This is a genomic window from Clostridium sp. FS41 (genome assembly GCF_000954015.1).
Lineage (GTDB): Bacteria > Bacillota > Clostridia > Lachnospirales > Lachnospiraceae > Enterocloster > Enterocloster citroniae.
Window position 1 is genome coordinate 23,282 of the sequence record NZ_JYHN01000034.1, and the last position, 19,733, is coordinate 43,014.

17 protein-coding genes are annotated in these 19,733 nt (G+C 46.0%); all 17 read left to right on the plus strand.

Annotation, left to right across the window (positions count from 1 at the left end; genetic code table 11):
• The first annotated feature begins 731 nt into the window (after window positions 1–731).
• The 17 genes from CLFS41_RS04875 to CLFS41_RS04945 all read left to right on the plus strand — a co-directional run bounded on the left by CLFS41_RS04875 (window position 732) and on the right by CLFS41_RS04945 (window position 19,508).
• Entirely contained in the window at window positions 732–1,853 is a 1,122-nt protein-coding gene (locus CLFS41_RS04875) for an ABC transporter substrate-binding protein (protein ID WP_002565661.1), read from the plus strand.
• A 40-nt stretch (window positions 1,854–1,893) separates the two neighbouring features.
• A complete protein-coding gene (locus CLFS41_RS04880) occupies window positions 1,894–2,670 on the plus strand; it encodes an AAA family ATPase (RefSeq protein WP_002565660.1) in 777 nt (258 codons plus the stop codon).
• Window positions 2,667–3,992 carry a nitrogenase component 1 gene (locus CLFS41_RS04885; RefSeq protein WP_002571340.1) on the plus strand — a complete coding sequence of 442 codons (1,326 nt, stop codon included), beginning with the start codon at window positions 2,667–2,669 and terminating at the stop codon, window positions 3,990–3,992. The genes CLFS41_RS04880 and CLFS41_RS04885 overlap by 4 nt, the downstream gene beginning before the upstream one ends.
• Window positions 3,993–4,031: 39 nt before the next feature.
• Window positions 4,032–5,216 (plus strand): nitrogenase component 1, encoded by a 1,185-nt coding sequence (locus CLFS41_RS04890; RefSeq protein WP_002565658.1) that lies wholly within the window; start codon window positions 4,032–4,034, stop codon window positions 5,214–5,216.
• Window positions 5,216–6,262 (plus strand): iron ABC transporter permease, encoded by a 1,047-nt coding sequence (locus CLFS41_RS04895; RefSeq protein ID WP_002565657.1) that lies wholly within the window; start codon window positions 5,216–5,218, stop codon window positions 6,260–6,262. The genes CLFS41_RS04890 and CLFS41_RS04895 overlap by 1 nt, the downstream gene beginning before the upstream one ends.
• Window positions 6,259–7,071 carry an ABC transporter ATP-binding protein gene (locus CLFS41_RS04900; protein WP_002571339.1) on the plus strand — a complete coding sequence of 271 codons (813 nt, stop codon included), beginning with the start codon at window positions 6,259–6,261 and terminating at the stop codon, window positions 7,069–7,071. Before CLFS41_RS04895 ends, CLFS41_RS04900 begins: the two co-directional genes overlap by 4 nt.
• Complete coding sequence (locus tag CLFS41_RS04905) at window positions 7,068–7,661, plus strand: class I SAM-dependent methyltransferase (protein WP_002571338.1); 594 nt, start codon at window positions 7,068–7,070, stop codon at window positions 7,659–7,661. The genes CLFS41_RS04900 and CLFS41_RS04905 overlap by 4 nt, the downstream gene beginning before the upstream one ends.
• A complete protein-coding gene (locus CLFS41_RS29320) occupies window positions 7,637–7,927 on the plus strand; it encodes a hypothetical protein (RefSeq protein ID WP_002571337.1) in 291 nt (96 codons plus the stop codon). Before CLFS41_RS04905 ends, CLFS41_RS29320 begins: the two co-directional genes overlap by 25 nt.
• Before the next feature lie 2,639 nt (window positions 7,928–10,566).
• Window positions 10,567–10,977 (plus strand): sigma-70 family RNA polymerase sigma factor, encoded by a 411-nt coding sequence (locus CLFS41_RS04910; protein ID WP_002571334.1) that lies wholly within the window; start codon window positions 10,567–10,569, stop codon window positions 10,975–10,977.
• Between the two features lie 944 nt (window positions 10,978–11,921).
• Window positions 11,922–12,311: a type II toxin-antitoxin system PemK/MazF family toxin gene (locus tag CLFS41_RS04915; protein ID WP_002571332.1), complete on the plus strand. Its 390-nt coding sequence runs from the start codon at window positions 11,922–11,924 to the stop codon at window positions 12,309–12,311.
• A 51-nt stretch (window positions 12,312–12,362) separates the two neighbouring features.
• Window positions 12,363–12,773: a recombinase family protein gene (locus CLFS41_RS04920; RefSeq protein WP_002571331.1), complete on the plus strand. Its 411-nt coding sequence runs from the start codon at window positions 12,363–12,365 to the stop codon at window positions 12,771–12,773.
• An 11-nt stretch (window positions 12,774–12,784) separates the two neighbouring features.
• Window positions 12,785–12,946 carry an SHOCT domain-containing protein gene (locus tag CLFS41_RS30395; RefSeq protein WP_002571330.1) on the plus strand — a complete coding sequence of 54 codons (162 nt, stop codon included), beginning with the start codon at window positions 12,785–12,787 and terminating at the stop codon, window positions 12,944–12,946.
• A 77-nt stretch (window positions 12,947–13,023) separates the two neighbouring features.
• Window positions 13,024–14,637, plus strand: a complete 1,614-nt coding sequence (locus CLFS41_RS04925) for a recombinase family protein (RefSeq protein WP_045091643.1) — start codon at window positions 13,024–13,026, stop codon at window positions 14,635–14,637.
• The gene (locus tag CLFS41_RS04930; protein WP_002571328.1) at window positions 14,634–15,635 is read left to right on the plus strand and encodes a recombinase family protein; all 1,002 of its coding nucleotides are present in this window, start codon (window positions 14,634–14,636) and stop codon (window positions 15,633–15,635) included. Before CLFS41_RS04925 ends, CLFS41_RS04930 begins: the two co-directional genes overlap by 4 nt.
• A complete protein-coding gene (locus CLFS41_RS04935; RefSeq protein ID WP_045091644.1) occupies window positions 15,559–17,214 on the plus strand; it encodes a recombinase family protein in 1,656 nt (551 codons plus the stop codon). The genes CLFS41_RS04930 and CLFS41_RS04935 overlap by 77 nt, the downstream gene beginning before the upstream one ends.
• A gap of 156 nt (window positions 17,215–17,370) precedes the next feature.
• Window positions 17,371–17,832 carry a hypothetical protein gene (locus tag CLFS41_RS04940; protein WP_002571326.1) on the plus strand — a complete coding sequence of 154 codons (462 nt, stop codon included), beginning with the start codon at window positions 17,371–17,373 and terminating at the stop codon, window positions 17,830–17,832.
• A 53-nt stretch (window positions 17,833–17,885) separates the two neighbouring features.
• Window positions 17,886–19,508 (plus strand): antirestriction protein ArdA, encoded by a 1,623-nt coding sequence (locus CLFS41_RS04945; protein WP_045091645.1) that lies wholly within the window; start codon window positions 17,886–17,888, stop codon window positions 19,506–19,508.
• Window positions 19,509–19,733: the final 225 nt, after the last annotated feature.

A 19,733-nucleotide genomic window follows, 5' to 3' on the forward strand; every position in this document is an offset into this window, starting at 1 on the left:
GTTGGATACAAAAAAGAGAATTGTGCTGTTCTTGGCAACCTATATAATGTTTGGAAATCGCATTTTTGTGAGGACCTTCTCGTAGTACGGTATTTTCCACTACCACATCTTCGTACCTTTGGGCTATGAAACACTAACCCTTCTTTTAATAAACGTGGCCGACATTAGCATCGGTAATAAAAAAGCAATTGCCAACATGATTGATGGAAATATCTATATATCAGACATAAGAGACTTGAGAGCACAGAGAATGAGCGCTGTGTTTGTCAATGACAGAGCTAACGCAGTAAATATAAAGAAACTTCAAAGAATCATACAATTGTTGCCAACCACATATAAGTAAAACTACTCACCAGTATAAGTCTGGAGTTTTTATGGCTGCTCTGGTTTGTATATTTTGCGTTGCTGAAATCAATAAAAGTAAGCAATTTTTATATAATCTGACAACATGATAATTTCCCTTATAGAGATGCCACGTTCTTAAATGTTGCTATCCCGAGTTTTTTGGACGGTTCCAGGATTGTTTTGTAGAATTCATTCGTGCGCCGATATATTAGATATTTGGTCAAAAACGAAATTAGGTATTGACATTTTTGGATGGAAGTGGTAAAGTCAAAAAAGTTAGTATAGACTAACTTATGGGGGTTATATTTCGTATTCCAAGTGAGAGACTTTTTTAACAGAATGGTTAGCTTAAACTAACCATTTGATTGACAGAAGGAGGACTATAGATGAAAACAAGAGTATTATCTCTGTTATTGGCGTGTGTACTGGGATTATCTCTGTGTGCCTGCTCCGGTGGAGGACAGATGGAAACTTCGATAGCAGAGGATTTGTTCACTCAGACAATTGATAAAGAGGATAGATCCGTGCAAGAGAGTGATAAAATTGTGATCACTGATCAGCTGGGACGCACCATTGAATTTGATGAACCACCCCAGAGGCTGGCTACAACAATCATGCCATTCCCTTATATCTTCTACGCTGTAATGGGGAATAATGATTACATGGTCGGTTGTAATCCTTCTTCCGTGATTGCCTACGAAGATAGTACGCTGCGGCATATGTATCCTACTATGGCTAAGGTTGACACAAGTTGGGTGGACACAAGCTTCGTAGTCAATATAGAGGAGTTACTGAAGCTGGAACCCGATGTGGTTTTTCAGTGGAACTATATGACCGAAGAGATCGAAAAGATGGAAAACGCAGGTCTGAAGGTCATTGCACTCCAATATGGCACTATGGACGATTTGGAAACTTGGATTCGCATTATTTCCTCTCTGTATCAGCAGGAAGAACGCGGAGAAGAGTTGATCGATTATTTCTATGCTCAGGTGGCGGAGGTAAGTGATAGAGTTGCCACTCTGAACACTTCTGAATTCAGAAGCATCCTACAGCTTTCCGACAATCTGAAGGTTGCTGGTCAGGGATTCGGCTACTACTTATGGGACAACAGCGGTGCCATCAATCCTGCGGCAGACCTGTCTGGCGAAGAGCTGAATGTTGATATGGAGCAGATCTATTTGTGGAACCCTGAGATCATATATATCGGTAACTTCACCGATCTGCAGCCCTCCGACTTGTTGGAAAACAAGCTGGAAGGTCAGGACTGGTCCCTTGTTCGGGCTGTCAAGGAAGGCGAGGTCTATAAAATTCCTATCGGTGGATACCGCTGGGATCCCCCTGGAGTTGAAACCCCTCTGACGATCAAATGGATGGCCAAAATCCAGCATCCTGAGCTTTTTGCCGATATGGATATGGAGACCGAACTGCGTGACTTTTATCAGGAGATGTACGGATTCACGCTGACAGATGAGATGGTGGTTGAGATTTTGGGTGATACTCAGAATTAAATAAAACTTACTTAAACTTTATGCGGGGAAGTGTGAATTTATGAGAAAGATTGCGTTTTACGGAAAAGGCGGTATTGGGAAGTCCACCCTAACCTCATCCATTGCCGCGGCGATTGCAGGAATGGACAAACGGGTCATGCAGATAGGCTGCGATCCCAAAGCGGACTCCACTTTAAATTTGAGAGCAGGTCAGGAACTTACCTCGGTAATGGACGTGCTGCAGGCATACGGCGGACTTTGCCCCAGTCTTGATGCGATTTCTGTCAAGGGGTATCGGGGGATCGTCTGCGTGGAAGCCGGTGGCCCCACGCCTGGAAGTGGTTGTGCTGGTCGCGGCATTATCAAGACCTTTGATACTCTGGACGATTTTAATGCATTTCAGGTTTATGCCCCGGAATATGTGTTCTTCGATGTGCTTGGCGATGTGGTATGCGGTGGGTTTGCAGTTCCCATTCGACAGGGATATGCTGATGAGGTGGTGATTGTGACCTCTGGCGAGAAAATGGCGCTATATGCTGCCGCCAATATCAAGAAGGCCTTGGACAACTTCCAGGAACGCGGTTATGCTAAGCTCCGCGGAATTGTTCTTAACTGTCGAAATGTCCCCGATGAGGTTGCCATCGTTGAGGATTTTGTGCAGCGGATTGGAACAGAGATTATTGGTGTTGTCCCGAGAGATTCAGACATTCAGAGAGCCGAGGAGCAAAACATGACCGTGGTCCAGATGGATTCTGAACTTCCTGTTTCTCAAACCATCATCGACATCGCCAAACGCATTATGGTACCTGTAGAGGAACAGAAGGAAGGTGCTGTATGAAAAAAGAACTATATCACCTGACAATCGCGAATCTTGACCCTGCCGCGCCGGAATTGGGCACTAAAGGCAAAGTGGTCAGTGGACCCTGCCTTCATTACAGCGCACCCAGTGCGGGAGGATGGGGAATTGTCCGAACCGCGATGCTGGTACCGGAAAGTGTATTGTTGTTCGTGGCACCGCATGGTTGTGGCCGACATGGCTCCGTTTCCAGCGTACAGCTGGGATTGCGCAGCCGCATTCGTTACATGGATATTACCGAGGAAGATTTGGTCTTGGGTAGCCATATGGACCGCATTCCTGCTGTTGTAGAAGACATTCTGAGTTGTCTACCGAAGCGTCCTCCTGCATTCTTTATCTGTGCCTCCTGTATCGATGATTTATTGGCCTCTGATTACAAAAATCTGTGTCTCCGTCTAACTGAACGGTATGGGTTGCCCTTTGTGGATTGCCACATGAATCCCATCACAGCCAATAGCAGTATGCCGCCAGCTCTGAATATACAGCGCAGTCTTTATGATTTTCTCTGTAAGGAGAAGAATACGCGTGTTCCGAAAGACACGCTCAATGTGGTTGGACACTTTTCACCTATTAATCCGAACAGTGAGTTTTTCTCCCTGATGAATGAGGCGGGGTTCGAAAAGGTGCTTCAGCTCAGCGCTTGCCAGACCTTTGAGCAGTTTATGGAAATGCGACACAGCAGTCACAATTTGCTCATCAAGCCCTTTGGTCGGGTCGCCTGCCAGGAGATGGAGCGTCATCTGGGTATTCCCTGGCATAAAGAGTTCATCCGCTACCATCCGGAAGGGATCCGCCGTGGCTATGAAGGGCTGGAGACCTTCCTGGAACGAAAAGTTTCCTGGCAGTCCTGCTACGAGAGTTGCATGGATAGTATCTCTCAGTGGCGGAGGCGTTTGAAAGGCTTGCGGGTAGGCGTTGGAATTGGAGTTAACGGCTCTCCCTTTGAAATCGCCATGGCACTGGCTCTATGTGGAGTGGAGATCAGCTTCCTGCTCAGTGATGCTATTATGGAATATGAATGGGAATCGATCGCTCAGTTGAAGCAGAGTTTTCCCGATGTGCCAGTATATACCAGCTATCATCCGAGTATGTCTATGGCGGAAGCTGTCCCGGAAGAAGCCGATGTTACAATTGGTTTTTCCGCCTCCTATGTGTGCCCGTCTTCAAAATTGTTTACATTGGACGCTGATGACCAACACTACGGTTTTGAGGCGTTTACTGCCCTCCTCCAGGGCGTGAAGGATGCTTTGAACAGTGATATTTCTGCCCGGGCTTTGCTCTACACCAAGGGACTTGTGGTGTAAAGCCATTTGTTTTCATAAACAATTGTTAGGAGGTTCTCTATGCGAGGTTTTTATTCGATTTTACCCACGCTGTCTCCGGATTTTTCTGGCGTATGTAGCACTCTGTTTGAATTGGGTGGTATTTTAGCTATCCATGATGCGGGTGGATGCACAGGCACTTACACTGGTTATGATGAACCTCGATGGTTTGACCAGCGCAGCCGGGTGTTTACATCTAATTTAGATGACGCCGAGGCAGTATTCGGAGATGATAGCATCTTTTTAAATAAACTTCTTTCTGCAGATGAATGGTTGGACAGCAAGTTTTTTGCACTGCTAGGTAGTCCTTCTCCTGCCGTGCTAGGAACGGATTATCGTGCTCTTGCCAAATTGGTTGAAAACAGAACAGGCAAGAAAGCAATGAGTTTTCCTACCAAAGGGACGGATTTTTACGATCGCGGCGTTTCAATGGCGCTTTTGAGGTTGGCTAAAACCTTTTTGCCTGAACACCGGACAGACGTGCTTCCTCGCTCGGTAAATCTCATTGGAGCCACTCCTTTGGACTTGACCCATCAGCGGAATGTGGATGTCCTTCGCAAGGTTTTGGAAGATGCAGGATTCACTGTTTGCTCTGTATGGGCTATGGGTAGCACTTTGGAGGAGATTAGCGGCAGTGTAAGCGCGGCCTGCAACATTGCTCTTACGGTTTCAGCCTTGCCCGTCTGCCGATACTTGGAGAGCAAGTATGCAATGTCCTGGCTGGCGGGAAGTTTCTCTGGCCGGAAACCCTTGCAACGGTTCCTGATTCAGTTAGAAAATCTCCTATCCGAGGTTCCTGTTCAGGAAGCAGAGGAGAAGACTGTTGAAAAATATGAAGGGCTTTGTGCATTGGTCATCGGTGAACAGCTTATGGCAAACAGTGTGCGGGAATCCCTAGAACTGGATAGAGAATTTACTTCCGTGGACGTTTGCACCCTGTTTGACGCAGACCAGCAGCTGATGCGTTCTGGAGATCAGGCTCATATCAGCGAAGCGCAGCTTGAAGAAAGAATTCGTTCTGGGCGCTATGATTTGGTTATCGGTGATGGCTTTTTCCGAGAATTGGATTGGGTCGACAGCCCCACCGGTTATGTGGAACTTCCTCATGTCGCAGTCTCCAGTCGCCTTGGATGGACCAGTCAGGTCTGCCCCTTTGGTGATAAGTTCCTGGAACTGCTGGATGCCGCTTTACAGGAGGGCGTGTGATGAGAAGTGCGCAACTGAGTCGAGCGAAACAATGTGCTATGGTATTGCTGTTGGCGATGGCATTGACCGGCGTGTTTCTGATTTTGTTATGTGTGGGGCGCTATTCGGTGCCTCCTTTGGAAGCCTTCCGAATTATGGGAGTAGCCCTCTTTCGGGATGGACAGGCATTGGAGGCGTTGAAGGCGGAGAATCCTTTTGGGGTTAGTGTTATTCTGGGCTCACGCCTTCCACGTCTGTTGATGGGGATGATTGTTGGCGCGGGGCTTTCTGTGGCGGGAGCTACATATCAGGCTATTTTCGGGAATCCGCTGGTTAGCCCGGACATTCTGGGGGTCTCCTCCGGCGCGGGTTTTGGAGCTTCTTTAGGTATTCTCCTGTCTACCAGCACCCTCATTATTCAGGGCTCCGCTTTAACGTTTGGACTGCTGGCTGTACTTATGGTTTTTCTGGTTTCAAAAGTAAATGGTCGGACGGAGTTGTTTACTCTGGTACTCTCGGGTGTTATTATTCAGGCATTGTTTGACGCACTGGTTTCCCTTATTAAATATGTTTCGGATCCCCAGGAAAAATTGCCAGCCATTACAGTTTGGTTGATGGGAAGTCTGGCCAGTTCTTCTTATAAAGATATCATCGTTTCGTGCGTGATCATCCTGCCCTGCATTGCAGTCCTTCTGACGCTGCGCTGGAAAATGAATCTTCTGTCTTTGGATGAAGAAGAGGCTCGTTCGTTGGGGGTCAACGTTCATCGTCTGCGCTCTGTTGTTATCGTGCTTTCCACACTGATGACCGGTGTGACGGTTTCTCTGTGCGGTGTGATCGGATGGATCGGTTTGGTTATTCCTCATGTTGGACGGATGCTTGTTGGCAATGACCATCGTGCATTATTGCCAGCCAGCGCGCTTCTTGGTGCACTCTACCTGCTATTGATTGACACTATTGCCCGTACTGCCACCGCGGCGGAGATCCCGCTTTCCATTCTAACCGCGATCATTGGAGCGCCTTTTTTTGCGTGGATGCTACGAAAGACTTCAGGAGGTTCCACATGATTTTAGAGGTAAAAAACGGTTGCTTTTCTTACAACAGCCGGTCTATATTGTCCGATATCTCCTTCGAGCTGGAAGAGCATAAGGTCATGACGGTTCTGGGCCCAAACGGAGTTGGAAAAACCACGTTGCTCAAATGCATTATGGACTTTCTCCATTGGAAGCAAGGGGAAACCTTTATTGCGGGCCAACCCCTGCGGACTTATAAAGAAAAGGAACTTTGGCAAGTGCTCAGCTATGTACCGCAGGCGAAGCGGAGCGTGTTTTCTTACCGTGTGCTCGACATGGTGGTAATGGGCCTGAACGCGAGCCAAAACTTTTTTAAGGTTCCTGATCAATCGCAGTACGATCAGGCAGAGGAGCTTCTGAACTTGCTAGGGTGTCAGAAACTTATTGACCGATACTGCAATCAGCTCTCGGGAGGAGAGCTTCAGATGGTGATGATCGCCAGAGCGCTAATTTCCAGACCTCAGCTTTTGGTGTTAGATGAGCCGGAATCGAATCTGGACATGAAAAACCAACTTCGCATTCTGGATGCCATTGAGCGTGCTTCGCGTGAAATGAACACCGCTTGCCTGATCAACACGCATTTTCCAAATCATGCCCTTAATATATCGGATCAGACTCTAATGCTGGGACTGGGACAGAAAAAACTGTTTGGTGCGACAAAGGATTTGCTTAACGAGGAAAATATTGAGCGATTCTTTTCTGTACGTTCCAAAATTGTTTCTTTTCAAGCAGATGGCCAGGAACACCAGACCATTTTTCCTTACCGTATTGCTTCTCACAGCAGAGGAGGTGGAATAACATGATTCCGTTTAGCTATGATTTTATGCAACCAATGTATCCGCTCCTGATACAGCAATTTCTGGACGATTACAATCTGTCTGCCGGTGTGGCTTTAGATATTGGAACAGGACCTGGAAATCTGGCGGTTGAGCTGGCAAAAGTAACAGCAATGGACCTGATTTTGGTGGACATTGACGGCGAAGCGCTTCGGACCGCACAGAGCCGCCTGTTTGAATTGGGGGTGGATAACCGAATTTCTACCCTGTGCGCTGATGTGGAAAAACTGCCTTTACGGGATAATCTGGCGGATTTTATCATGTGTCGTGGTTCTATCGGCTTTTGGCCGGTTCCCGTTCAGGGAATAACTGAAATTTATCGGGTACTGAAGCCTGGTGGATGTGCCATTGTGGGCGTGGGTGCCGGACGGTATATGCCGGAAACCATGCGCCGCAGGATCTATGAGTCCATGTCTGCTTCAGATAGAACAACTTCCCCCCGCCAATATACTCTTGAAGATTACGATGCCTTTGCCCGTCAGGCCATGCTGTCGGATTACCGCGTCATTATCGAGGATGATATATCCAAAGGATGTTGGTTGGAAGTAAAAAAATAGAAAACTCCATCGTTTCAGGAGCACTGCCCGACACCGATGGAGTTTTTTGTTTTTTTTACGAGATAGGAGAGGTTGTATCAAATATCCGCGCTTATGTTCGTCAGGATAAGTGGGAACGCGCGATGGATAAATTTGTGATGACCAGTGCTGAAGATTGGCAACAAGATAAGAATACTACAGGATGCATATCTGTACCGTTAGTGTCTGCTATCAAGGTATCCAAAATTATAGAAAGCTCCGTTAGCTATGCTCACACTAAACAGTAATGTTTTGACTCCTCGTAAAATTGCTTGGAACGGTTGTTTTGTGATCCATTCCCGTAGCGCCGAAGCCACAATTAGCAAGTTCAGAAAAGAGGGAAGACAATGACCAAAGTGGTGCAGATGACTCCAGCTAATCCTGTTAATGACCACTTATATATCTGGCAATATTGATCATAATGGGGACGGGAGAGTTTGGCTGAGCACGATCAAATCTATTAACACAGCCTCACTGAACTATCCGTTTCCCATGATCACGTCAGTATGCTCCTTTAAAGGCAAACACTCCGATTTTTAAAATTGCACGAATAGTTTCCAATAAATCATATTCTGGGGAAGCTCTGATGTTCATTTTACTTCAAAACGTTATGGCATGAAAATTGATGGAGCTGCATATGTAACGGTGGCTTCGCAGATCGCGTATGCAATGGCTTCTCTTTGGTATTTTAAGCGAAAAAATAAGAATTAATGCAATTCGCATTGAAAAAACGCTTTTCTCGGGAATCATTTGGAGTAGGTTTTTCTACGATGCTGATGCAGGTGACGATACTGGTACAGCAAACTGTACTTTATAATCTTGCGGCGCAGCATGGCGGAGATACATGGCAGATTATACTCGGCGTGGCATACCGGGTAGTGCCTTTTGCATTTATTCCTTTATAGGACTTTCTCAGGTATATCAGCCAGCGTTCGGAACCAATTACAATACAAAACAGTGCGACAGGGTAAAGGATATTACGAAAGTATTTGCAATCACAGCAATTTTATTAGTGTTTATTTGCTAACTGACGATTATGTTAGTACCGAAGACAATTCTCTCTCTGTTTATTACAACGCCGTCCGTAGTGGAACTGGGAGTAAGAGATTTCCGTCTGTTTCTACTGTAATATATTTTGTTGGGAGTCTGAACTGTGATTCTGCCTCTGATGCAGTCTCTTGGCAGAGCTACGCGAGTGTTCTGGTTATTTTTCGCCAGATAGCCATCTACAACCTGCGGCCTATCATCATGCCTTATATTGCCGGATTTGGTGTATATAGCGTATTTGCCATTTCGCTTATTATTGATATGACAGTTTTTATTGTTGTGGATGGTATGATGCTAACTGAATTTAGAAGAATGGATGTTTTAAAATCTATTGGAAGATAAAAAAATTTATGGAATCATTTATACAACGTTACGAATTTTTATGGTCGAAACAAGTACATAAAAAGGAGGATTATTTTATGTGTGGAATAAAAGGTTTTAGATGATTTGGAGAGCAAGTGTAGTGCTGGTTTGGTCAATAGACAAGGAGTATTATCCCATAATAGTAGGGAAGGTTATACTGCTTTTCTTGATAATTACCAGGTTGCTCTACAAAAATTATTTTTATTTGTGAAGACATTGGTATGAGTAAAAAGGTTGATATATACATAATTTTGAGATTTTATACATTTATATATTGCGCAACAAAGATTATTATTAAATATAATGATTTATAAGTGCCTTGCTTAACAAAATACTATTTTAGAACTCCATAGCCAGAGAAAGTTTCTGGGCTGGAATGATTCTAAAATAAAAAATTATAATTACGTATTTGCATTTAGCTTTGGGAATGCAGGATAAAATAATCCGTATAATAACTACAGACTTTATCAAATTTTTAAAAGAGCAATTGTTAAATAAAAGACTATCCTCTACAGGGATAATGAAAGGTACACTACCCTCCAATAACCCATTAGATGGTGAGTAGGCATTAAGAAAAGACTTAAAAAGCTCCGTGATAAAACTAAATTTTTGTTATATGAGGTTGTGGGCCCCTTCACTTTTTCCTTTATAGGAGTGAAGGGGCTTGTTTAGTTCCTGTTGTTCCTTGAAAACTTTATATTCAACGATTTCACTACGTTAGCTGTCTAGCGCAAATACGGCAATTGGTATAGAAAAAAGACTTCTCTGTCAGCTTACAGGAGCTATGGTGTCCTGTTACTCTATTTATATGTGTAGATTGAGACAGAATAATTTAACTACGAAAAGTTATTCTGTTTGTTAAAAAGTAATATGAAAATATAGAATTCGTCATCTTATTATGAAGATTATATAGTAGTTTGCAGAGATGCATTATTTGTTAATATTTAGTCTGAGCGATCGTTATACCGTTATTCAAGTTTTATAAATAATAGATTAGAGTAAAAAACAGGTTTTTAAAATGTTAATGAATGTGATTTTGACATATAAAAGAATCGATAATAAATAGGAAATATAATTAGGTAGGTGGCTTATTTATATAGTAGTTAAAAAAGTTTAATTTGAGCACCTTACCTTATTTGTAATGGTTGGTCATTTTTCATACATTGGATTTAGTAGATAAAAAACATGAACAGGTTTTACTGACATGGTCATAAAGAACAGATCTCCTTGAGTACAGCTGATGTACGGGAAGTTTGATATGTTGGTTTTTCGCTGCTTCTGTTAGATGTAGAGATGTCTAATGTTTGAAAATTGAATGTATTTAAAACAGACAAAAGATAAGAAAAAAAGGCAGGAATCCAGGGCTGATAATTTACTCAATCAGCATTTTCTTTGCATTTTTGTTCAAAATACCAGGTGTCGTTCACCTCCGGATTTGTTCTTCATTTCATATTTTAAGAATTGGAGGACAAGCCCTATGGCGGAAGAAAGGATTTATACCATTATTGTACAGAGAGAACGTGTGGAAGTGAGCCGAGAAGTTTATTATGCCTATCATAAAGCACGTGAGGCGGAACGATATCAGAATCGTGTCATCCGGCAGATCGAGATGTCGCTGGAACGGTTTCAGGAGGAAGGCGTGAGTGCGGAATATCATGTGGTCCGTTCGGCTCCGGGAATTGAGGAGGAAATAATCCGAGCTGAGGATAACCGCAGGCTGTACCAGGCGCTGGATGAACTGAACGTGGAGGAACGGCTGTTAATTGATGCGTTGTTCTTTTCTGGGATTACGGAAGGCGAGCTGGCAGCCCGTCTCGGAGTTACCCAGCAGGCAGTGAGTAAGCGGAAGAAACGGCTTCTGAGAAAGCTCCGTGAAAAAATAGAATAAATTTTTTGTTTTCTGAGGTTGTGAGCCCCTTCACTTTTTCCTTTATAGGAGTGAAGGGGCTTATTCAGTCCCCGTTGTTCCTTGAAAACTTCATATCCAGCGATTACGATACGTTAGCTGTTCAGCGCGAAAGCGAAAGCGGCATAGAAAGATACGCCACGACCACCTGCAGGATCTCTAGTGTCCTGTCAATCCGATCATATCGAAGGTGCAGAGCGGTTTTTTCTGTTCTTTAAATGGCCCGTGGTCGGGCCATCCCGCCATGACCTGGGCAGCCTATGATGATACTTCCGTCCAGTCACAGCCCCTCTTGACCGAGGGATCACGCAATGAGGACGGCAGCCGGAGATCCCGGCTGGGGCAGCAAAAGAAGCTGTGCCCATGACGGCCTTGCCAGGGCCGGTTGTAATCGACTGCCAGGCTCCGGGGAGGTGTGCCGAATAGGAGCATGATGTATCAAATAAAAATGAAATGAAGAACAAGTACGCTTTTATACTGTGTGGCGGCGGCTGTTTTTTTAACCGCCGCCATCAGATACAGTTTATCGAAACAGTGAGCTTTTGTCAGATTGGCTAAGAATACCATCCATTTTTATTGGATATTGTGATAGCTGTTTTAGGATAATTCAGATATGTTGTGGTATAGAAAGAATAAACCATCAGAGGAGGAAGCAAATCATGAGGGATGGTAACAAAAGGACCATGGCAATGTATATTCGATTTGGGAGAGCAGAATCGTCCAATCACAGCTCTTGCAAACGCGACAGCATCGACTGGAAACAGATGTGGGAGGATTATCGAAAGGAGCAGAAAAAATATCCCTTGAGTAAAGTCCGGCTTTAAAAGAGAACTGGAAAAACTACATAGAGTTTCATCCCCTTGCTAAATACGAGTGAGGGGATTTTTTTGTTTCCAGAAAATTAGGCAGGAGAGGGGAGAATCAAAGTGAATATTTTAAGAGGCGATTTATACTATGCAGACCTGACACCGGTAACCGGCAGCGAACAGGGCGGCGTAAGGCCGGTGCTGATGATCCAGAATGATATGGGGAACCGGTTCAGTCCAACTGTAATTGTAGCGGCCGTAACCAGCAGGCAGGACAAGCATCCGCTGCCGACCCATGTCCCAATCAGTCCCAACCATTGCGGCCTGAAAGAGCACTCCGTTGTACTTCTGGAGCAGATCCGGACCATCGACCATATCCGTCTGCGGGAGTACATAGGACGATTGACGGAAAAGGATATGAAGCAGGTGGATCATGCGCTGCGAATCAGTATCGGCCTTAGCATGACGGAGAATTACGAAGCGGCAAAAGGAGCCAAAACGAAAATATAGATTTAAAGTTCGATTGAACGTTGTAGTCCAGAATAGGAGGGAGAGGAACTTATGAACGAAAAGAAAAAAGCATGGATATATACCCGGATTGATGCGCCGGAGGACCAGTATGGGAGCTTGAAGCGGCAGGACCAGAAGCTAACCGAATATGCCTCACGCATGGGATGGGAGGTAATCGGACATTCCCAGGACACCGGTTCCTGCCGGGATATGAATCGGCCCGGACTCCAGGCATTGACCGATGCGGCATCACAGGGATGTGTGAATATTCTGGTGGTGAGCGGTCCCGACCGCTTGAGCCGCAATGCAAAGGATATCATTGCTTATGCAGAGTTTTTACAGAACTTTGATGTGGAGACTTATTCGCCGGAACAGGGGAAGATTGAAGTGCTTTGCACTTCTGTGTTAAAGGACTCGGCATTAGCGGTACCGGAAGACAGTCCGAATTTATCCATTCATTAGGAGGCAGGCTCATGGGACAGAAAAAAGAAACAAACGAAGTCCGGTATAGTGTAGCCCGGAAACTGTTGAATCTGATGCTGGAAAATGGCTTTATCACAGAGGAGGAATACAAAAAAATCGATGCTTTAAACCGGGAAACATTTTCTCCGGAATTGTCGAAAGTATATGGGTAAAAACACTAGATATATCTGAAAACTTATGGTATTATGTGGTGCTAACAGGAGAACAAAGAAAGGAAGGAGAGAAGCCTATGGCAAAGAAGGTTGTAAAGAAAATTACAAAAATTGAGCCTGTTAGCAACGGTTTCACCGCCAATGCGGTGGAAGTCAAACGTGTCTGCGCCTACTGCCGCGTCAGTACGAACTTGGCGGACCAGAAGAATTCCTTTGAAGCCCAGGTAGACTACTACACCCGGCTGATTGGGGAAAAGGAGGGATGGGTGCTGGCCGGTATCTATGCAGACGAAGGCCGGACCGGTACAAAGCTGTACCGGAGAGATGACTTCCAACAGATGATGGAGGACTGCCGGCAGGGAAAAATTGATTTGATCCTGACAAAGTCTGTGACCCGGTTTGCCAGAAACACGTTGGACAGCATCAAAGCCATCCGGGAACTGAAGGCCCTTGGAATAGGCGTTTATTTTGAGAAGGAGAGGCTCAACACCCTAATGGAAAAGAGCGAGCAGATGATAACCATCTTAAGTTCTATCGCCCAGGGAGAATCCGAGAGCATTTCCACCAATAATAAGTGGTCGGTAGTACGGAGGTTCCGAAAAGGTACATTCATTATAAGCAGCCCACCGTATGGTTATGAGAATAATGAGTACGGAGAGTTGGTTATAAAAAAAGAGGAGGCGGAGATCGTGCGTTGGATTTTTGATGAATACCTGGGAGGGAAAGGATCCTACACCATTGCCGCAGAACTGGAAACAGCAGGGATTCCCACGATCCGTGGAGCAAAGGAATGGCAGGACAGTGTGGTAAAGGGGATTCTTCGGAACTGTGCATATGAAGGGGATCTGCTGCTTCAGAAAACCTATACGACCGATGGAGTCCCATTCATTCGCAAAAACAACCGAGGAGAACTGCCCCAGTATCTGATAGCAGATGACCATGAGGCCATTATTACCAGAGAGGAGGCTGTGGCTATCCGCCAGATTTATGAGTATCGGAGGGAACGGCAGTGTGTGGAGGATACCAGTGTATATCAGAACCGGTATGCATTCAGCAGTCGGATTCTCTGTGGGGAGTGTGGAACAAAATTTCGCAGGCAGAAAATCTACATCGGAAAGCCATATGAAAAAATCCAGTGGTGTTGTTACCAGCATATTAAAGACAGTAAGAAATGCAGCCAGAAGGCAGTCCGTGAGGACGTCATCCAGGCTGCATTTCTTACGCTCTGGAACCGGCTTGCCAGCAACTATGAGGAAATCCTGATCCCCATGCTTGCGGCGCTGAAGGCAATCCAAGGTAACCCAGAGCAGGACCGGGAGATGCAGGAGATAGAACAGAATATCCAGGAACTAAAGCGGCAGGGCTACAGGCTGGGCAGGGTATTAACCGAAGGCAGCATAAGCTCTGCCATTTTTATCGAGAGACAAAACCAGATTGAGGCACAGCTGGAAGCGCACCGGAGGCGGCTGCGGCAGCTGCAGGGGCAGAAAGCCTTTGAATGGGAGATATCCCAGACCGAATATCTGATAAGCGTCTTCCGCAATCGTCCTGCCATTCTGGAGGCATATGACGAGGAGTTGTTCCTGCTGTTGGTAGACCATATCACGGTGCTGCCCGGACGCCGGCTGGTATTCTGGCTGAAGAACGGTCTGGAACTGGAAGAAAATGGACAGGAGGTGAGCGGAGTATGAGACAGCGCCATATGCCGCTGGGGTACCGGATGGCGGGAGGAAAAATAGTAATTGCTCCAGAACAGGCAGAGATTATAAAAGAAATCTTCCAGGAGTATTCAGAAGGAGCTTCCCTGTACCAACTTGCAAGGAAACTCACTGATCTGGGAGCGCTCAATGCAAACCATAAGCCGGTCTGGAACCATGGGACAGTTGGAAAAATCCTGGAGAACCGAAAGTATCTGGGAGACGAATTCTATCCCAAAATAATAGAATCGGAACTGTTCACCCAGGTACAGGAGCGCAGGAAAGAAAAGAGCAGAGAGTTGGGACGCGTCATGCAGCCTAACAGCTTCGGGAATCGCTCTATGTTCGCAGACAGTCTGGTCTGTGGAGTCTGCGGGCAGCCTTACCGCCGATACGTGGAGCACTGCGGACAGCCGGGAGAAAAAATCGTCTGGAAATGTAAGCACTACATAAATGAAAACAAGGTGTGTTGCCGGAATATATTCCTGGTAAACAGCCAGATCATCCAAGCATTTATGGATTTGATGAGAGGGGTGAAGGATGGGAGCTTTCAAACAGAGCCGGAAACCATCGTGCAAGGCCTGCCCTATAGCCGTGAGGCTGCAGAACTGACCAGAAAGCTGCAGGAATTGGAGGAAAAGCCGGAGTATCCATCCGAGGAGATGGTACGGCTGATTTATGAGCGGGCCAGATTACAATACCGAGTGTCCAGAATCCAGGACCAGAATTACCAGACTGAAAAACTGAAAATAGCCCTGGAAGAAAACCCACTCCAAAAAGAATTTAATAGTGAACTTTTTAAGGCAACGATACATCGGATTACGGTTCACAAGGACGGTCGGTTCGAATTTGAATTAATAAATGGTGTAAAAATCGATCTTCCTATCAGGGAAGCAGCAGAAGGGAGGAAACCGGATGAGACGGGCCAGAACAGCAACCGTTGTAAAGAAAAACATCTCTGTAATTCCAGCCAATCCGGAATACAGCCGTGATACAATAGCCCAATATAAGCGGCTGCGGGTAGCCGCCTACTGCCGGGTCAGTACCTTGCAGGAACAGCAGGAGACCAGCTATGAAGCACAGGTGAATTATTATACAGAAAAAATCAACAGCAACCCGGAATGGGTGTTTGCAGGAATCTATGCAGATGACGGGAAGAGCGCCACCATGACTCGTAAGCGGAATGACTTTCAAGCAATGATTGATGACTGCATGGCGGGGAAAATTGATATGGTCATCACAAAATCCATCAGCCGATTTGCCAGGAACACGGTAGACTCCCTTACCCATATCCGAAAATTAAAGGCAAAGAATATCGCCGTGTATTTTGAAAAGGAGAACATCAATACCCTGGGGGATGGCGGGGAAATGCTGATCACCATTCTAAGCAGCCAGGCCCAGGAGGAAAGCCGGAACTTGAGCGAAAATGTACACTGGGGGTATGTGCGGCAGTTTGAAAACGGAGTGGTGTATGTAAATCACAATAAATTTCTGGGATACACCAAGGATGAAGAAGGAAATCTGGTCATCGTGCCGGATGAGGCAAAGCTGGTCCGAAGGATCTTCCGATTATACCTGGAAGGAAACAGCATTAACAAAATTGCAGAGACGCTTACCAAGGAGGGAATCCGGACTGTGACGGGAAACACCGTGTGGCATGCCACGGTGATTTCCAAGATGCTGATGAATGAAAAATATATGGGGGATGCGCTGCTGCAAAAAACTTATACCGTGGATTTCCTGGAGAAAAAAAGAGCAGTCAATAAAGGAATTGTACCACAGTATTACATCGAGGGCAACCATGAGGCGATTATTCCTCGGGAATTGTTCTATCAGGTACAGGAGGAGCGGGCCCGGCGAGCGAATGTTTACCGCCCGGCAAAAAAGAAGGAAACCACCATCCGAGGAAAATATAGTTCCAAGTATGTGCTGGCCGACATCATGTACTGCAAAGAGTGCGGACAGCCTTACCGCAGGCAGGTATGGGTGAACGGCGGAACCAAGAAGCCGGTGTGGCGCTGTTACAGCCGCTTGAAGAGCGGAACCAAAAAGTGCAAACATTCCCCCAGTCTGGAAGAAAAAGCGCTTCACGAAGCGATTATGGAGGCCGTCAACTCTGTGGTAAAGGATGAAGGGGAGTTCATCGATTCCTTCCGGGATAATGTCATCCGGATCCTGGGTAGCTACTCGGATAACGTGGAACCAACCGAATATGATGAGAAGATCGATGCGCTGCAGAAACAGATGCTGGCATTAATCGAGGACAGCGCCAAAACGGAGAGCGCCGATGAAGAGTTCGACCGGGCGTACCGGGAGATCGCGGACCAGATCCGGGCCTTCAAGAAAAAAAGGACGGAGTTGATTCGGGAAAAGCAGCTGGCCGAAGCTTACGATCAGAGAGTGGAAGGCATGGGCCAGTACATCCAAAAGACCAACTATTTAAAGCGCCAGTTTGATGATGAACTGGTCAGGCGGTTGATTAAAGCCATCAAGGTAATCAGCGAAGATAAGCTTGAAATCCAGTTCCACTCAGGGATTGTGATGACACAGACAATCAACGATTATGACTAAGACCGGCGGCAGAATCAAAGGATTCCTGCCTGCCGGGATCCTGACAGTGGCAAGAATAAAGTCCCCAGACACTGTGTGATATCCCAATCACGGCTGGGGGTTTTATTGTTGGCATTACAGGGATTACAGGAACGATAGAAGTGGAGGAGCAGCAGAATGGTATCGGAAGAGTTGAAAAAGATGTTTGAAGGGCGGATTGCAATGCAGGATATGCACTATGTGGGGAAAGCCTGCTATGGGAGACTGGAGGAGAATCTCAGAGGGAAGATTGAGTTGGGGCAAGGCTTCCTGGACAGTGGATATACCCGTCTTACCGTTTCAGTGCTAGAACGGACCAATGGGCTGGTGGACCAGATGAAGTTTTTAATCAGTGATGTGACCGGTCTGAAACAAGAAACGGAAGGGGAACGGATGACAGGACCGGAACTGAGCTCGTATAAGGATTCTGTCTGGTGGAATTGTGAGATAGATGAGGCGGACTACCAGAAGATAGCAGAGGCGGTCAATGGATATTTGTCTCTGTTTCAGTCGGAAGAACTGGTTCAGGGGCAGAAGGAAGGAGAATCTCAGAGGCAGAATGAACAGGCGGGAGCGCTGCCGGGTAATATTCTTACTTAAATCATCGGAACCATATTTTATATAGAAGGAATAAGGAAGGGAGTGGGGCTTAAATGAAAGTGTTTGTAAAGCGTGAAAACTGGGATGGTGGAATTTGGATAAAGCTGCCGGCCTCGGAGGAACAGGCAGAGCATGTCCTGGAGGAGCTGGCCGGGTACCATCCTTCCAGGATGATTCCATTCATAGGGGATGTGAAAGCGCCGGTGGCCGGTCTGGCACGTCTGTTAATTGGAGAATTTGTGTTCCAGAATTCAAACCTTGGGCAGTTAAACTACCTTGCTGCAAAGATTGGTTCCTGGTCGGAACAGGAGCGGGCTATCTTCGAGACTGTGCTGCAGAATGAAAAGCCGGATTCTTTGCTGCGGATTGTGGAGGCAATGGATCATTTAGATCAGTACGAATGCTATCCAGAGATAAAATCGCTGGAGCAGTATGGGTATTATCTGTTTGAGCGGGAGGGAAGAAGGCTGCCGGTGGAACTGACCGGCTATTTTGATTATGAGACATATGGCCGTTTGAATATGAAAGCCAGTGAGCGATTGACAGATGAGGGACTCATAACAAGAATCAAGGCGCCAAAACCGGCAGTGGGAACGAAGCAGAATCCGGAAGTGGTGCAGCCTGGAGCGGCAGTATTCCGGATGTATCTGGCATTTGATAAGAGGTATTCGGAAAAGAGCTGTTTTTACTTCCCCATGACGGAGAAACAGCTGGAGGCCCTGGAGGAGAAGTGCAGAACATATGACGTTGATGAGGTGGCAGACTATCTCAGCAATATCTGGGAGTTGGATCAGTTCTTGCCACCGCGGCTCACATTTAGGGAGCTGAACCAGATTGCAATGGAGATACAGAACCTGGTGGATAAAACCACTGTGTCAAGAAAGAAACTTCTGGCTTCCTTGGAGGCGGAGGTTCCCAGGGATGCAGATGCAGCGTGTCAGATTATCCGTAATTATAAAGATTATGAATTCCTCCCGGTTCAGGAGTTGTCAGCGGAGGGCTATGCAAAGTATCTGCTGAATTTGCATCAGATTTACATCGAGAAAGAGCTGGAACCATATGTCCGTCTCCAAGAATTTGGTTTGCAGAAAATGAAAGAGAATGGGCCGGTGGAGACAACATTTGGTACGCTGATCTGTAAGGCGCATCCGATACAGGAACTGAGTCCATCTATTCAGGAGCTCCGTCTGTACAATTCATTGGCTGTAACTGCCTATTGGAATGGAAGTGAATCCTTTGTGCCGGACCTTTTAAGCGGGGAGGAGCTTCTCTCATATGAAAGCATGATTCGGGAAAAGATCCAGGCCAGCTTAAAAAGCTGTCCCGAGAGTGGGCTGGCAGAATATCTGTTTTCTGAACTGCTTAAAAAAAGGGTTGCTTCTATGATGCCAGATGTAGAGACATATGCCGGCAGCCTTTGGGGTGTGCTTACAATACGAACTTACGGAGAATTAAATGACCGGGAGCTGGCGGCTGTGATGGAAGAGTGGAAGGCGATGGCAGATAGCGGCTGGGGAGAAGAACTGTTTTACCGACCTATTCGGACGGAAAAGGGTGAGATTTATATTGGGTTCTGGGATACAGATAATAATGACAACCTGTTCATAAAAACGGAAGAGGAGTTTCGGCGGGACTGCCTGGGAGGAAGTCAGATTGGACAGGAGCTGCAGATTTGAGTCTTTAATACAAGTTTTCAATGCAAGACACTTAAATGAAAAACTAAATTCCAGTTGTGGACTATTCCAGTAAATTTGCGGAATTAACTTCCACTTTGCACCTTAACAAATTCATATATTTGCCTTATAATGAATCTATAAGCACCCAGTTTTGATGTTTTTTGCATGCCAACGGGGCATCTGAAAATAGTGTGCGAGACTAAATTCCACATGCCTTTGTGCAAG